This is a genomic window from Aquimarina callyspongiae (assembly GCF_034322225.1).
In the GTDB taxonomy this organism is placed as follows: Bacteria; Bacteroidota; Bacteroidia; order Flavobacteriales; family Flavobacteriaceae; genus Aquimarina.
This window is the reverse complement of sequence record NZ_JAXLPA010000001.1, coordinates 477,877-493,456: the sequence shown is the minus strand read 5'-3', so window position 1 is coordinate 493,456 and position 15,580 is coordinate 477,877. Positions and strand designations below refer to the sequence as shown.

Annotated in this window: 12 protein-coding genes; all 12 read left to right on the top strand. The window is 33.0% G+C overall.

From position 1 onward, the window contains the following. Positions 1-321: 321 nt before the first annotated feature. The 12 genes from U0D62_RS02000 (at position 322) to U0D62_RS01945 (ending at position 15,573) form a co-directional block, all read left to right on the top strand. A complete protein-coding gene (locus U0D62_RS02000) occupies positions 322-3,327 on the top strand; it encodes a SusC/RagA family TonB-linked outer membrane protein (protein WP_322193550.1) in 3,006 nt (1,001 codons plus the stop codon). Positions 3,328-3,339: 12 nt separating this feature from the next. Then, positions 3,340-4,776: a RagB/SusD family nutrient uptake outer membrane protein gene (locus U0D62_RS01995; RefSeq protein WP_322193549.1), complete on the top strand. Its 1,437-nt coding sequence runs from the start codon at positions 3,340-3,342 to the stop codon at positions 4,774-4,776. A 226-nt stretch (positions 4,777-5,002) separates the two neighbouring features. Further along, positions 5,003-6,346, top strand: coding sequence for a glucoamylase family protein (locus tag U0D62_RS01990; RefSeq protein ID WP_416135534.1), 1,344 nt, complete (start codon positions 5,003-5,005; stop codon positions 6,344-6,346). 20 nt (positions 6,347-6,366) lie between these two features. Beyond that, positions 6,367-8,601 carry a glycoside hydrolase family 3 N-terminal domain-containing protein gene (locus tag U0D62_RS01985; protein ID WP_322193547.1) on the top strand — a complete coding sequence of 745 codons (2,235 nt, stop codon included), beginning with the start codon at positions 6,367-6,369 and terminating at the stop codon, positions 8,599-8,601. 64 nt (positions 8,602-8,665) lie between these two features. Next, positions 8,666-9,445 (top strand): T9SS type A sorting domain-containing protein, encoded by a 780-nt coding sequence (locus U0D62_RS01980; RefSeq protein ID WP_322193546.1) that lies wholly within the window; start codon positions 8,666-8,668, stop codon positions 9,443-9,445. A 46-nt stretch (positions 9,446-9,491) separates the two neighbouring features. Beyond that, positions 9,492-9,701: a hypothetical protein gene (locus U0D62_RS01975; protein ID WP_322193545.1), complete on the top strand. Its 210-nt coding sequence runs from the start codon at positions 9,492-9,494 to the stop codon at positions 9,699-9,701. Positions 9,702-9,965: 264 nt separating this feature from the next. After that, positions 9,966-11,552 carry a solute:sodium symporter family transporter gene (locus U0D62_RS01970; RefSeq protein ID WP_322193544.1) on the top strand — a complete coding sequence of 529 codons (1,587 nt, stop codon included), beginning with the start codon at positions 9,966-9,968 and terminating at the stop codon, positions 11,550-11,552. 74 nt (positions 11,553-11,626) lie between these two features. After that, positions 11,627-13,009 carry an NAD(P)-binding domain-containing protein gene (locus tag U0D62_RS01965; protein WP_322193543.1) on the top strand — a complete coding sequence of 461 codons (1,383 nt, stop codon included), beginning with the start codon at positions 11,627-11,629 and terminating at the stop codon, positions 13,007-13,009. Between the two features lie 71 nt (positions 13,010-13,080). Continuing rightward, the gene (locus U0D62_RS01960) at positions 13,081-13,236 is read left to right on the top strand and encodes a hypothetical protein (RefSeq protein ID WP_322193542.1); all 156 of its coding nucleotides are present in this window, start codon (positions 13,081-13,083) and stop codon (positions 13,234-13,236) included. Continuing rightward, entirely contained in the window at positions 13,224-14,405 is a 1,182-nt protein-coding gene (locus tag U0D62_RS01955) for an MFS transporter (protein ID WP_322193541.1), read from the top strand. The genes U0D62_RS01960 and U0D62_RS01955 overlap by 13 nt, the downstream gene beginning before the upstream one ends. Continuing rightward, on the top strand, positions 14,377-14,922 hold the full coding sequence (locus tag U0D62_RS01950) for a sigma-70 family RNA polymerase sigma factor (RefSeq protein ID WP_322193539.1): 546 nt from the start codon (positions 14,377-14,379) through the stop codon (positions 14,920-14,922). The genes U0D62_RS01955 and U0D62_RS01950 overlap by 29 nt, the downstream gene beginning before the upstream one ends. A 123-nt stretch (positions 14,923-15,045) precedes the next feature. After that, the gene (locus U0D62_RS01945; protein ID WP_322193538.1) at positions 15,046-15,573 is read left to right on the top strand and encodes a hypothetical protein; all 528 of its coding nucleotides are present in this window, start codon (positions 15,046-15,048) and stop codon (positions 15,571-15,573) included. The last annotated feature ends 7 nt before the right edge of the window (positions 15,574-15,580 follow it).

Sequence of the window (15,580 nt, the reverse complement as noted above, 5' to 3'; positions counted from 1 at the left end):
CCTCTACTCAATAAAAACATAAGGCTTTAATTTCTAAAATAACTCATTCAAAAAGATCTTCTGTTTTTATAAAGCCTTACATTTTTATTACATAAAAAACATCATTTTATTGTGGTTACTCAGTAATTGTATTATGTTTTTTGATACATCATTAATACATCAGTTTGTTAAAATTAATTAATTATTATTTGTTTAAATAATTAATAATCAGTGTGTTAATTTTTTATATCGCATTTTGTAAAATACTACATTTAACGTTTTGATAACTTTGAGGTAAACAAATTAAGTTTTGCTGCAAACAAATTAAATTCAGATTTTATTATGAGATTAAAATTATTATTTACGATTCTTTTTTCATTGGTTATGCAGGTGATACTATCACAAGAACTAATAAAAGGAACAATAACCGATGAACGTAAGATACCGATGTCAGGAGCCTCAATAATAGTTAAAGGTACTACTAATGGTACAACAACTGATTTTGATGGAAACTTTGTAATTGAAGCCAATATTGGAGATATCCTATCTATTAATTATCTCGGTTTTTTAACTAAAGAGATTACGATTACGACAAACGAAGATTATTCGATTGTATTAGAAGAAGATCATAATCAATTAGAACAAGTAGTTGTAGTAGGGTATGGTACTCAAAACAAAGCTATTTTAACCAGTTCGGTAAGTACTATCTCCAATGCAGAGTTGATTAAAGAACCTGTGGTTAATGTAACTCAATCCTTACAAGGAAAAGCTGCAGGAGTACAAATTATAGCCTCCGATGCTCCAGGTCAGGCATCTACTGTTATCATACGTGGTTTAGGTACTATTCAAGGAGGACGAGCACCTTTATATGTTGTAGATGGCATACTAACTGATAATATAAATAATATCAATTCATTTGATATAACTTCGGTGAACGTATTAAAAGATGCTGCTTCATTGGCTATTTATGGAAACCGAGGAGCTAACGGTGTTATTATCATAACTACAAAAAAAGGGAAGACCGGGAAAATGCAATTGTCATTTGATTCTTATACAGGTTTTAGAGATATTTTGAGCACTGTAGAAATGGCTAATGCATCGCAGTTTGTTACTTATAGTAATGAGGCTATATTAAGGGATTTACTTTCAGACAATGACCCAAATAATGATAATGATACGAGTGGTTTTTTCAGTATAAATCAACCATATGATACAGATTGGTTAGATGTAATTACAAGAACTGGTAGAATATCAAATTATAATCTATCATTATCAGGAGGGTCGGAGAATGTACAAGCTTTTTTTAGTGCAGGATTTAATGAAGAAGAAGGTATCTTAAGGGATAATGATTTCAATAGATTAACCCTTCGTAGTAATGTTAATTATAAAATTAGTGACAAGTTTAATTTTTCTCATAATGTAAGTGCTCAATTAGCAAGTATAACACCTCAGGATTTTACACAGTTTACTACGGCATATAAACAATCACCTATAGTACCAGTAGTAGACGAAAACGGAAGATTTGGTTCATCGGCTGCTTTTAATAATGTTGGTAATCCAGTAGTTAATAGATTATTTAATGAAAGTGAACAAAAATTCTTAAAACTTCAGGGAGCTTTTAAATTTGACTATAAGATTTTTGAACCTTTAACATATACTTCCCGCTTTTCAATAGAGGCAGAATATGGGAGATTTTATAATTTTCAAGATCGTCTTGGGTTGTTTTTAGCATCTAATCCGGCAAATCTTGAAGAAAATTTTGATGGAGGAATAGAAAACCCGGCAAGGACTAGACTTACAGTTACTCATACTAATAATTATAGATGGTTTTTAGATAATTATTTCACCTATAAAAAAACGTTTAATGATGACCATACTATAAAAGCTACTCTAGGGATTACTGCCGAAGAAAGTGGCGGTGAATTTTTAACCGGTACCCGAAACAATGTTCCTTTGGACCGTAATCTCAGATTTAATCTAAATATCGGAGATCAGGATGATACCCAACTTTCTGGCGGAGCTCAAAGTATTACCGATAAATTATATTCTTATATAGCTCGTGTTAATTATGATTATAAAGACAAATATTTATTTAATGCTTCCTATAGAAGAGATGGATCCAGCAGGTTTCAAAAAGGGAATCGCTTTGGTAATTTTTATGCTATTAGCGCTGGTTGGGTGATAAGTGAAGAGGATTTTATGCAGAATGGAATATTTGACCTTTTAAAGTTAAGAGGAAGTTATGGAGAACTAGGAAATCAAAATGTACCTTTTAATGTATTAACAGCAACTACAGGTTCAGGTGGATTCTATGCTTTTGGTCCTAATCAGGATTTACAACAAGGAATTACTATAACTGGGATTGTTCAGGAAAACCTTACTTGGGAAACTACCGAAGAGTTCAATATAGGTTTAGAATACGCTCTTTTTAATAAAAAACTGAATGGAGAGATTGATTATTATGAAAGAACAAATACAAACGCAACTTTACAACTAGAATTACCAGATGTTTTTGGTTTTGATCCTTTTAATTCTCACGTAGGAGAAGTATCTAACAAAGGATTAGAAATAGCGATTAATTGGTCTGATCAAATTAATGAAAAGCTAAGTTACTCTATCGGAGGTAATTTTTCATATAATAAAAATGAGTTAACCAAAGTGACAAGTCCATTTTTTAATGAGCAATTAGGTGGTTTTATTAATAATGGACAATACACAAAAAAAGTAGCTGAAGGAGAACCATTAGGAAGCTTCTTTTTATATGAGGTTGCGGGTATAGATGATAATGGAGAGTTTATCTATACTGATTTAAATGAAAATGGTATCACAGATGAAGGAGATAGAAAATTTTTCGGATCCTATATCCCTAAATATTTCTTCGGATTCAATGTGGGGATAGATTATGGAAATTTTGATTTTTCGATTGATACTTTCGGTAATTTTGGGAATAAGATTTATAATGGAAAAAAAGCACAGCGTTTTGGAAACGAAAATATAGAGTTATCTGTATTCAATGATCGATGGACCTCAGGTCGACCCAATAGCCCAGGACCAATTGCATCGAATGAAGTACCATTATCTTCTAATTATTATTTAGAGTCGGGAGATTTCTTTAGAATTAACAACGTTACTTTAGGATATACACTTCCAAAAGAGATATTAAAGTTCTTTTCAAAAGTACGTATATATGCTTCTGCCAAAAACCCTGTAATTTTTAAGAAATTTTCCGGTTTCACTCCAGAACTTTCAGGCAATGGTGATGGAAACCCTCTCGGTACAGCAGGTATTGAATTAGATGCGTATCCCACTTTAAGATCTTTTTACATGGGTATTAATACCTCTTTCTAAAATATATATATGATGAAAAATATAACACAAAAAATAAATTATAGTATTTCGATGATTGTGATAACATTAATATTATTTTCTTGTTCAGAAGATTTTATAGATGTAGAATCCAATCAGCAAACAGAAACAGATCTAACGGCCGAGTTAGCTCCCGAATTAGTAAATGCAGTTTACAATAGTTTTTTACAATGGCCCATGTCATCTTTCTCTTGGGTAGGGTTAACAAGTATTGCCTCTGATGATGCAGATAAAGGAAGTGATCCAGGTGATTCAGGTACTGATAAAAACTTGTTGGATGCTTTAGAGATTGATGCTACACTTATATCTGTAGCAGAGGTTTGGGAAGCTCATTTTGATGGGATACAAAGAGCTAATCAAGCTTTAAGTAGATTACCATTATTTGATATAGATTCAGATGTACAGGACAGACTTATTGGAGAAGCAAAATTTCTAAGAGCTTTAATTTATTTTAGATTGGTTAAAACTTATGGTGGAGTGCCTTTAATTGCAGATGTTCCTCAAATAGATGCTAATCCCAAAGAATTATTAGAAAGAGCAACAAGAGAAGAAACTTATGAGTTTATTGAACAAGATTTACAAGATGCAATTTCTGTATTGCCAGAAAAAAGCGAATATCCAGATAATGAGTTAGGTAGAGCTACCAAAGGGGCTGCAAAAGCTTTATTGGCCAAAGTCAGCATGTACCAGAGCAAGTGGTCAGAAGTAATGACTTTAACTAATGAAATAATAGGGTCTGGTGAATATGGTCTTACTGCAAATTATGAGGACATCTGGAAAGAAATAGGAGAAAATAATATCGAATCTATTTTCGAAATTCAAGCTAGAGGAGATACTCCGACAGCTGGAGTGCAAGGATATTCAGTAAGCCAGGGAGCCAGAGGCGAAGGTGGCTGGGGCTGGGGTTTCAATACTCCATCGCAAAACCTGGCAGATTCATATGAACCTGGTGATACCAGAAGAGATGCTACAATCATCTTTAGAGGAGAAACGCTGTTTGATGGTAGAGAAGTGCTTAATACCGTTGTGAATCCTATGTATAATCAAAAAGCATATTCAAGTGCATTTTCTGATGCTTGGGAAACAGGTAAAAATATAAGAATACTACGTTATGCAGAAGTATTATTGATGAATGCAGAAGCAGCGATTCAAATAGGAGGAGATGCAGCTACACCATTAAACTTGGTACGAAACAGGGCTGGGTTATCCGACATAGTTAACCCAACACAAATGGATATCTGGTCAGAAAGGAGGCATGAATTAGCTTTTGAACATGATCGTTACTTTGATTTGGTTCGACAAGGAAGAGCTGGAAATGTTCTTAGAGCTATTGGATTGCCCTTTGTTGATGGTAAACACGAAGTTTTTCCTATACCTCAAGAACAAATTACTAAAAGTGATGGAATCCTTGTTCAAAATCCAGGATACTAAACCCAAGACAAGGGTTAAATAGATTTTCAAAAACTTAAAAACTAATACAGGAACGTAACGCTAGGTTACACGTTTTCAATATCGTTATATGCCTAAGTTAGTAGATGGAATTAGAAATTAATCATATGAAATGAGTCATAACAATTTGATTTATATCAGTCAAAAATGATTAGTGACGAGTCCCAACTGATAATTAAAAAACTATAAAAAGAAACAGATGAAATTGATGTTAGTCAAAGAATATAATATAATGTTAACAATTAGCCTTTTTATACTTGGTTTATTGTATAGCTGTGATAGCGGGAGTGATAGTGCTCCTCCACCAGAAATAATACCTACAGAAGAAGAAGTTACAGTAATCCCGCATCAGGAACTATTAGAGCTGGTACAGGAAAAAACATTTAATTACTTCTGGGATTTTGCAGATCCTACTAGTGGTATGGCTCGAGAACGTTCTCAGGGTTTGGAAACTCTTACTTCAGGAGGTTCTGGTTTTGGAATTTCTTGTTTTCCAGCAGCTGTAGAAAGAGGGTGGATAAGTAAAACCGAGGCTATACAAAGATTACAAAAAATATTGACCTTTTTAGAAAATGCAGATACTTATCATGGGGTGTATTCTCATTGGTATAATAGTTCGGGAAACACAATACCATTTAGTCCTCAGGATGACGGAGGAGATATTGTAGAAACTGCTTTCTTGATTCAAGGACTATTGATAAATCGACAATATTTCTCAGGAGATGACCCTGATGAAAAAGATATACGTGATCGCATTACCACCATTTGGGAAGCAGTAGAGTGGGATTGGTATACACAAGGAAATAAATCTATAACCTGGCATTGGTCATCAACTCATGAATTTGCTTTAAATCATATTGTAAGTGGCTGGAATGAAGCTTTGATTGTCTATGTTTTGGCAGCTGCGTCTCCAACTCATACTATTGATAAAGAAACATATGATAATGGATGGGCAAGAAACGGTAACATCAGAAATGGAACCGTATATTATGGACAACCATTACCATTAGGAGAACAATTAGGTGGCCCTCTGTTTTTTGCTCATTACTCGTTTATAGGGTTAGATCCTAGAGAGCTTAAAGATCAATATGCTAATGATTATTTTGAGCAAAATAAGGCGCATTCACTTATAAATTATCAGTACTGTATAGATAACCCAAAAGGATTTATAGGCTATAATGAAAATAGTTGGGGTCTTACTGCAAGTGATAATAATAATGGATATTCAGCACATAGTCCTACAAATGATTTAGGAATTATAACACCAACTGCGGCATTGTCTTCATTCCCATATACACCAGACGAATCAACAAAAGCACTAGAATACTTTTACTATCAACAAAATAGCAGACTTTGGGGAGATTATGGCTTTTATGATGCTTTTTCAGAACACCATAATTGGTATGCCAATGGATATTTAGCGATTGATCAGGGACCAATAGTCGCTATGATAGAAAATCATAGAACTCAATTGCTTTGGTCACTCTTTATGAATGATCAGGAAATAAAAGATGGACTTACAAAATTAGGTTTCAGTAGCCCTAATATTTAAAATCTGAAAGAAATAAAGTTATGAATAAAAGACTCTTCATATTAATATGTGTTATACCCTTTTTGGGTAGTTGTCAAAAAGAATTTAAAAACACTAATGCAGATACAAATGACCATTTCAGGAAAGAAATAGATTCTTTAATGGCAATGATGACATTAGAAGAAAAAATTGGTCAAACGGTGTTGTACAGTAGTACTACAGATGTCACAGGGCCGGTATTAGATAAGAATTATATAAAATATTTAAAAGAAGGACAAGTAGGAGCAATTTTTAATGCTACAGGATCAGCTTTTACCAGAAAATTACAGAAAATAGCTATTGAAGAAACGCGTTTGGGTATTCCACTGTTGTTTGGTTATGACGTAGTACACGGGTATAAAACTATTTTTCCAGTTCCTTTAGGTGAATCATCAAGTTGGGATTTAGAATTGATGGAAAAAACAGCGCGCATAGCAGCAATAGAAGCATCTGTAGAAGGGTTGCATTGGACTTTTGCTCCAATGATTGATATAGCTAGAGACCCTAAGTGGGGAAGAATTTCAGAAGGAGCAGGAGAAGATACATATCTGGGGAGTAAAATTGCTAAAGCAAGAGTCAAAGGTTTTCAAGGAAATAACCTCGAAGATAAAAATACAATTTTGGCTTGTGCTAAACATTATGCAGCTTATGGAGCAGCTCAAGCCGGTAGAGATTATCATACGGTAGATATGTCCATAAATACTCTACATAATGTTTATCTCCCACCTTTCAAAGCTGCTTTAGAAGAGGGAGTAGCAACATTTATGACTTCGTTTAATGAACTTAATGGAATTCCTGCAACTGGTAATAAATACCTTCTGAAAGATATTTTAAGAGAAAAATGGAATTTCGACGGTTTTGTAGTTACAGATTATACTTCTATTAACGAAATGGTACATCATGGATATTCAAAAGATTTGAAACATGCTGGTGAATTAGCTATGAATTCGGGAGTGGATATGGATATGCAAGGAGGAGTGTATCTAAATTATATGAAAGAATCTCTGGAAAACGGAAAAATATCAATGAATAGATTAGACGATGCTGTTAGAGCTATTTTGAAAATGAAATTCAAATTAGGGTTATTTAAAGATCCTTATCGTTATTGTAATGAAACTTTAGAGAAGGAAATAATTCTAAATAAAGAACATTTAGAAATTGCTGAAGAAGCTGCTGAGAAATCTATAATACTGCTAAAGAATGACAGTCAATTGCTGCCATTAGATAAAGAAAAAAAAATAGCTCTTATAGGCCCTTTGGCAGATGATGAGTTTCATATTATAGGGCATTGGATAGCTCAAGGTGATCGTAAAGGAAGAGCTGTAAGTGTTAAAGAAGGTTTTGAAACCAAAGGCTACGATTTTAAATATAGTAAAGGTTGCGAAATTGAAGGAGGAAATACTTCTGGTTTTGCTCAAGCAGTAAAAGTAGCTGAAGCATCAGACGTTGTTGTGATGGTTATGGGAGAAGCAGAACATATGAGTGGAGAAGCTGCAAGTCGGAGTAGTATTAAATTGCCCGGATATCAACAACAATTGATTGAAACCATAAAAAAGACCGGAAAACCTGTCGTATTGGTTTTGATGAATGGTCGACCTCTAGACTTAACTTGGGAGAACAATATGGTTGATGCAATCATTGAGGCTTGGTTTCCTGGAACCAGTGGAGGCCACGCGATAACAAATGTATTATTTGGAGATTATAATCCATCCGGAAAATTAACGGTTACATTTCCTAGAAATATTGGTCAGATCCCAGTTTTTTATAATATGAAAAATACCGGAAGACCAGCTGATATTAAAGATGCAAACCCCAGATACACTTCAAAATATATAGATGTTGATAATTCACCTTTATTTCCATTTGGCTATGGATTAAGTTATAGTTCTTTCAAATATGGAGAAATAGTAATGGACACCAAGGTTCTTACATCAAATTCAAAAATAAGAATTACAGTAGATGTATCAAACACAGGTAAGTTTGATGGAGAAGAAATTGTTCAACTTTATATAAAAGATAAAGTAGGAAGTATAACAAGACCAGTAAAAGAATTAAAAGGATTCAAAAAAATATTTCTAAAAAAGGGAGAAACAAAAAAAGTTGACTTTACAATCTCCTCTAAGGATTTAGAATTTTATACAACCAATAGAGGATTTGATACTGAAAAAGGAGATTATGAATTTTTCATTTCAGGAAGTTCAGATCACGAGTTTACCCACAACTTTAGCTTTAAATAAACCGATGTCATGTTTTAAGAATAAAACAATGTATCGAAATAATATTAATCAAAAACCATATACAATGAGACAATTATTAATTTTATTCGCTTTTTTAGGATATCAATCCTTTGGACAATGTATTGATCCGGTAATAACAGATTTTGAGTGTACTCCTCCATCACAAACCCTACCATCTACAGTTGTAAGTATTGCTAATTCATTTAGTGGCGGAATTAATACTAGCCCAAACATTGGGCAATATACTGATAACGGAACAGATGCATTTGATGGATTAGTAATTGATTACGGAACAACCATAGATTTATCAACGAATAGTGTACTTAGATTTAAACTATATTCACCAACTTCTATTCAGGTATTGGCAAAGCTGGAAGGTGGAACAGGAGATGTCGAGATATGGTCTGGTTTTAGCCAAGTAAATACTTGGGAAGAATTTGTATATGATTTTTCTGCTGCCATTGGTAATGGTAATACCAGATTGGTATTATTCTTCAATGCAGCTGTAACTAATGGAACACCTGCCGATCTATATTATTTTGATGATTTAAAATGGGATACCCCTAATATTCTTAATATTGACGATATTTCTATAAACGAGACTAAGTTAATAGCATTATTCCCAAATCCCGTTGATGATCAAATCAATGTGACGTCCTCTGTCGATAGAATAAAAAAAATATCAGTTGTGGATCTATCCGGAAAACAAATCCTACAAAATAAGGTTGATAATTTGGGTTTTTATTCAATGGATGTATCTCTGCTACAATCAGGTTTATACTTCTTAGAAGTTGAATTTATGAACGTATTAGAAGTAGAGAAAATTAAGATTGTTAAAAAGTAAGATTAATCAAAACAAGCACTTGCTGAATAATCAAAAACCATAAATCATGAAAAAAATTGGGTTTTATATAGATGCGTTTATAGTATTATTCTTTGCGACTGGTTTATTTATTTCTTCTAATATAAAAGATGATATACCAGAGAAATTATCTAATGTAACCTTTATTTCTAAAACAGATATGAATTTAGATGAGAATGATATTTATGACTCTAAATGTCAAGATAACTTTGAGTTGATTGAGATTCTAGAATATTAAAAAACCAAATCAAGAATATAATGTGGTACAATCTTTAATTTGAGAAATAATCATAGTAAAGAATAGCTGATAATATTTATTATGTGAAGAAAAACAAGGTTTGAGATAATACAAAGCCTCAAATAAAAGAGAAGTACATTTTATATATGAATGAGTGATTTGAGTTAGTTTGATAAGAGGAGAGGAAATCATAATCCTCTCCTTTTTATCAACAATTCGGATCTAAAACGAAAATTAGAATTATAAAAAAATAAATACGCATATATGGCAATTCTTTCTTTTTTAATATTTACAGTATTAGTAGGTGTTATTTCATATTTTTCTACACGCGGTACTAATGAGAAATCTTCTGAAGGTTATTTTTTGGGAGGCCGTAGTCTAACTGCGGGCGTAATAGCTGGATCATTGTTATTAACCAATTTATCTACAGAACAAATTGTAGGTCTAAATGGAGCAGCTTTTAAAGAAGGTATTTTAGTAATGGTTTGGGAAACTTTAGCCGCGATTGCAATGGTAATAACAGCGGTATTCCTACTACCTAGATATTTAAAAGGAGGTATCACAACCATCCCTCAATTTCTAGAACGAAGATATGATACCACAACAAAGGCGATTACATCAGGTCTTTTTTTAACAGGGTATGCGTTTATATTGTTACCTACAGTACTTTATTCAGGAGCACTAGCTATTAATACAATGTTTGATATTTCTCAAATACTAGGGCTTTCAGAAACTTCTGCTTTATGGATAACAGTTTGGGGTATTGGTATCATAGGTTCTATATATGCAGTTTTTGGAGGGTTAAAAGCAGTAGTAATATCAGATACAGTAAATGCTATAGGATTACTAATTGGCGGATTAATGATTCCTATTTTTGGACTATGGGCAGTTGGTGATGGAAGTATTTTTAACGGAATTCAGATATTAATAGATTCTCACCCAGAAAAATTTAATGCCATTGGTAATATAAAAGCTTCTGTTCCTTTCTCTACAATTTTTACGGGAATGATGCTGGTTCAATTATTTTATTGGGGAACAAATCAAGCCATTATACAAAGAGCATTAGGAGCTAAAAATCTAAAAGAAGGCCAAAAAGGATTGTTACTAGGTGCATTCATTAAAATTTTAGGACCTTTGATTGTTGTACTACCTGGTATTATCGCTTTTCACTTATTTGAAGGAACATTAGAAAATCCTGATGAGGCGTACCCTACATTAGTTAGTGCGGTTCTGCCTGTTTCTTTAGTTGGTTTTTTTGCTGCAGTGTTATTTGGCGCTATTTTAAGTTCATTTAATAGTGCTTTAAATAGTTCTGTAACGTTATTTGGGATAGATATTTATAAAGAATATTATAATAAAAATGCCAATGAAAGAACAATAGTCAAAGCAGGTAAAACATTCGGAATTGTTTTGGCAATTATATCTATGTTTATAGCGCCATTATTATTGTATGCTTCAGATGGTTTGTTTGGATACCTTCAAGAAGCAAATGGGATTTATAGCATTCCTATTTTAACAATTATCGTTGTAGGGTATTTAACAAAAAAAGTACCTGCCATTGCTGCAAAAACTGGTATTATTTTGGGCTCTTTACTATATATGTTCAGTCAGTTTGTTTTAAAACCATTTGTAATAGGTAATGAAAATTACCCTCATTTTTTACATGTTATGGCTATTCTGTTTATACTTAATGTGTTAATAATGTTGGGGATAGGTAAGGTACAGCCCAAGGTAAAAGAATACCATCAAAAATATACAAAACAAGTAGATATAAATCCTTGGAAATATGTAAACATAGTTGGTGTTATTGTTTGTGTCATTGTGATAGGGATTTATATTTATTTTTCTTGAGAATAAAAAACCTCTAGTAACCTGCATCATTTTTTTATTAGCTCGTCTTAGTGGGTGAATTAAAAAATGAAAAGATGCAAAAAGATAATTTACCGATAGCAATAATAGGGGCAGGTCCTGTCGGACTTGCCGCTGCAGCCCATTTAACAAAGAAAAATATCCCATTTATAGTATTTGAAGCTGGAAATTCTGTTGGACACAACTTTTTATCTTGGGGACATGTAAGGGTTTTTTCTCCATGGAAATATAATATAGATTCTGCTGCGGAAGAACTATTATCCCAAACAGATTGGATTTCTCCAGATAAAAATGATTTGCCAACAGGAAACGAATTAGTTGAACAATATTTTAAACCGTTATCTAAGCTTCCTACAATAGCAAGTAATATTCACTTGAATTCAAAGGTAATTTCTATTGGCCGTAAAGGACTTGATAAAATGAAAACCTGGGGACGTGAGAACAAACCTTTTTCTATTAAAGTAGAAGAAAGCGGAAATATTGAATATTATGAAGCAAAAGCAGTGATTGACTCATCAGGTACCTGGAACCAGCCTAACCCTATAGGTTCTGGAGGCGTATATGCAGAAGGAGAACAAGAATTACAAGATCATATTTTTTATGGTATTCCAAACGTAAAGGGTAAGGCTTTGGATAGGTATAAAAATAAAAACGTAGCAGTAGTAGGAGGTGGTCATTCTGCAATTAATGCCTTGTTAGATTTAGCAATGGTTCAGGAAGAATATCCAGAAACACAACTCAATTGGATATTAAGAAAGGATACCTTGGATAAAGTTTACGGAGGAAAACAAGATGATGCCTTAGAAGCCAGAGGAGCACTTGGCATTAGAATTGAAAAACTAGTTAATAGTGGAAAACTGAATGTATACACCCCTTTTCATATTCTTAAATTAATAAAAAATAATAAAGGGATTCAGATCGAGGGCGATTTAAATGGTGTGACAGAAACGATTAAAAATGTAGATGAAATCATTAGTAATACAGGTTCTCGTCCTGATTTAGATATGATTCGTGAAGTACGTGTTGACTTAGACTCTTCTCTTGAGTCAGTGTTTGATTTAGCAGAATTAATAGATCCAAATATCCATAGTTGCGGAACGGTACGACCTCATGGAGAAAAAGAACTGAGACATCCAGAGAAAGATTTTTATATCGTTGGATCAAAGAGTTATGGTCGTGCACCAACTTTCTTAATGGCCACAGGATATGAACAAGTGCGATCGATAGTAGCATATATGGATGGTGATATTGAAGCAGCAGAACGGGTAGAATTAAATCTTCCTCAAACAGGAGTTTGTAGTTCTGATCTTGGAGGTAGCGATGTAGCTTGTTGTGGAACAGAAAAAACTGAAGAAAAAAGCAGTGGAGTATTCGTAAGTACTTCAGAAGCAGGAAAACCAATACCCGCAGAAGTAGAAGTAGGAGGGTGTTGCAACTAAGGTTTTGCATCATTTTTTAAATGATACGTCTTAGTACATGAAAATAATAGATAATTTTAAAGTAAATCGTAATGAAAACAAGAGAAATAAAAGAGATAGTAGAAAAAAAAGGAGGAGGATGTTGCGGGTCAACACCAGACGCAAAAGAAATAACACATACTTCTCAAACCAATCATACTCCTATTGTTGAAGAAAAATCTCAGATTACTGGAGGATGCTGCGGATAGACGATTCAGTATCAATTCAAAAAACTAAAAGCTCCTCTTTCAGAGGGGCTTTAATTGCTAGTACGGTAATGGCATTTGCCGGACTTGGCGATGCTCTTTTATACCCATTACTACCCGTTTATGGAAAAGATATGGGTTTTTCTGTATTCTTTATAGGTTTACTATTATCTGTAAATCGTTTTGTAAGGATATTGATGAATACGGTTATTGCTAATATGGTGAATCAGTTAGGGATGAAAAAAATCCTTATCATAACATCAATTTTAGCTACAATTACCACATTTCTTTATGGAGTGAAACTAGGGTTGATTGTTTTCTTAATTGCCCGTATCTTATGGGGGCTGAGTTATGCGGGTTTGAAGATTGCTACTTTAAATTATGCGGCTTATTCTGAAAATAAATCAGGCCTTGCCTTTGGGCTTTCAACAAGTATAAAAACTCTTGGTGCATTTTTAATCCTTTGGTTTGGCCCAATGGTAATTACCAAATATGGTATTGCTAACGGACTTTTTATTGTGTCTTTAATAAGCTCAATAGGAGTCGTTTTGGTAATCTATTTACCAAAATATAAAGGAATAAAAACGGATAAGGTTCAAACTAAAGAAACATTTAAACCCAGTGCGATCAATATACTTGTCTTTATGTTGTCTATTACTATAGATGGAGTTTTAGTAGTCGTATTGTCTTATTTGTTAAAAGATGAATACCTTAATTCAAATCAGTTACTAGCTGCTGTGGCATTTTATCTTTTATTAAAACGTTTATTTGTTTTGATCCTTTCTTTTGTTAGTGGATTGATCACATTAAAAATTCCTGCTATTAAATTATTTAATACGGCAGTTTTATTCTGTGTCATAGGATTATTTTTGATCTCAGCAGGGTTTATTATTCCAGGAATATTATTAACATTTCTATTCAATCCAATCATTGTTACATTTTCTCCACTTGTGGTCATTGAGAGACAACAACAAGAGAAGAATGTTTTACAAGCTATTTCTAGTATTAGTACGTGGTGGGATTTTGGTGCTGCCATGGGCGCTTTTATAGGGATATTTCTAATTAATGCAATAGGACAGCAACTCCTGTTTTTCATACTCAGTATATTTATTTTAATTTTGTTTACCAGTTACCTTATTCAAAATGCAAAGACAGATAGAAAAATTATATAACCCACTTTTTTTATATGTTAAAAAAAGGGTAAACAGTCGAGAAGACGCCGAAGACTTGACTCAAGAAGTTTTTTATAAACTATCAAAATCCCAAAGTGATACAGTGGATAATGTAAAAAGTTGGGTATATACCATTGCAAAAAATACAATTACCGATTACTATAGAAAGAAGAAAGTCTATTTTGAAGGTATCAATGAAATATCGTTTACTTATGAAGAGGAAGAAGAAGATGCTTCTAAAGAATTAAGTAAATGTGTTAATTCATTTATTGACGAACTTCCAGAAGAGTATCGATCAATTATGACACTTTCAGAGTTAGAAAATGTTTCTCAAAAAGAGATAGCAGATCGATTAGATATGAATTATGTCACAGTTCGTTCCAAAATTCAACGAGGTCGTAAAAAACTAAAAGAACTTTTTTCTGAGTGTTGTATAATTATCCAGGGTGGGAAAGGAAGTATTTTGAGTTATCATCAGAAAGAAGATTGCGATGAAAACAATTCCTGCTCAGATTAGTTAAGAATCATTTCATTTGATATTTAATAAAAAAAGCTACCAGAAGGTAGCTTTTTTTGTGCATCATTTTTTGATTATATCGTCTACTACTGGTGAATAAACAAATTATAAAAAAACAAAAAGATGAAATTTAACTTAAAATCACCATTAGTATTAGGATCGTTCATAATTGGAATGTTCTTGAATACCAATGCGATTGCACAATCTTCTGATAGTAGTGGTAAAAACCACGAGAAAACTACTTGCTCAAAAAAACATAATGATAAATCAAAAACTACGTGTGCAACTTCAGCGACTGCATCAGATATATCCACTTCTGGATGTTCTCCTTCTAGTTGTAGAGGTGCTAAAACAAAGTTTGGTGAAGCCAAAATAATAACTACCCTAAGAAGTAACTTAATTGCTCTTAAAGCCAATATGGAAAAATCAAAAAAGATAAACTTTGAAGCAAGATCATACGATATTCATGGTATAGTAGGTAAAACAGATGAAGAAAGCCTAGTAATTATCACAAAAGAAGTTAAGATCGTAGAACAAGCGTTTTCTGAAAAATTAAACTATAAAACTCCAGAATTTATACTTCCCGAGAGTAAGGCCAAACAGGTGGTATATCTAACTAATCGAATTGAAGCTTTGAAAAAACTTCTTTAAACACCGA

Coding starts and splice junctions, on each gene's coding strand:
- U0D62_RS01990 (WP_416135534.1), top strand. CDS start 5,003: ATGTTAGTCAAAGAATATAATATAATGTTAACAATTAGCCTTTTTATA.
- U0D62_RS02000 (WP_322193550.1), top strand. CDS start 322: ATGAGATTAAAATTATTATTTACGATTCTTTTTTCATTGGTTATGCAG.
- U0D62_RS01985 (WP_322193547.1), top strand. CDS start 6,367: ATGAATAAAAGACTCTTCATATTAATATGTGTTATACCCTTTTTGGGT.
- U0D62_RS01965 (WP_322193543.1), top strand. CDS start 11,627: ATGCAAAAAGATAATTTACCGATAGCAATAATAGGGGCAGGTCCTGTC.
- U0D62_RS01975 (WP_322193545.1), top strand. CDS start 9,492: ATGAAAAAAATTGGGTTTTATATAGATGCGTTTATAGTATTATTCTTT.
- U0D62_RS01995 (WP_322193549.1), top strand. CDS start 3,340: ATGAAAAATATAACACAAAAAATAAATTATAGTATTTCGATGATTGTG.
- U0D62_RS01950 (WP_322193539.1), top strand. CDS start 14,377: ATGCAAAGACAGATAGAAAAATTATATAACCCACTTTTTTTATATGTT.
- U0D62_RS01945 (WP_322193538.1), top strand. CDS start 15,046: ATGAAATTTAACTTAAAATCACCATTAGTATTAGGATCGTTCATAATT.
- U0D62_RS01960 (WP_322193542.1), top strand. CDS start 13,081: ATGAAAACAAGAGAAATAAAAGAGATAGTAGAAAAAAAAGGAGGAGGA.
- U0D62_RS01955 (WP_322193541.1), top strand. CDS start 13,224: ATGCTGCGGATAGACGATTCAGTATCAATTCAAAAAACTAAAAGCTCC.
- U0D62_RS01980 (WP_322193546.1), top strand. CDS start 8,666: ATGAGACAATTATTAATTTTATTCGCTTTTTTAGGATATCAATCCTTT.
- U0D62_RS01970 (WP_322193544.1), top strand. CDS start 9,966: ATGGCAATTCTTTCTTTTTTAATATTTACAGTATTAGTAGGTGTTATT.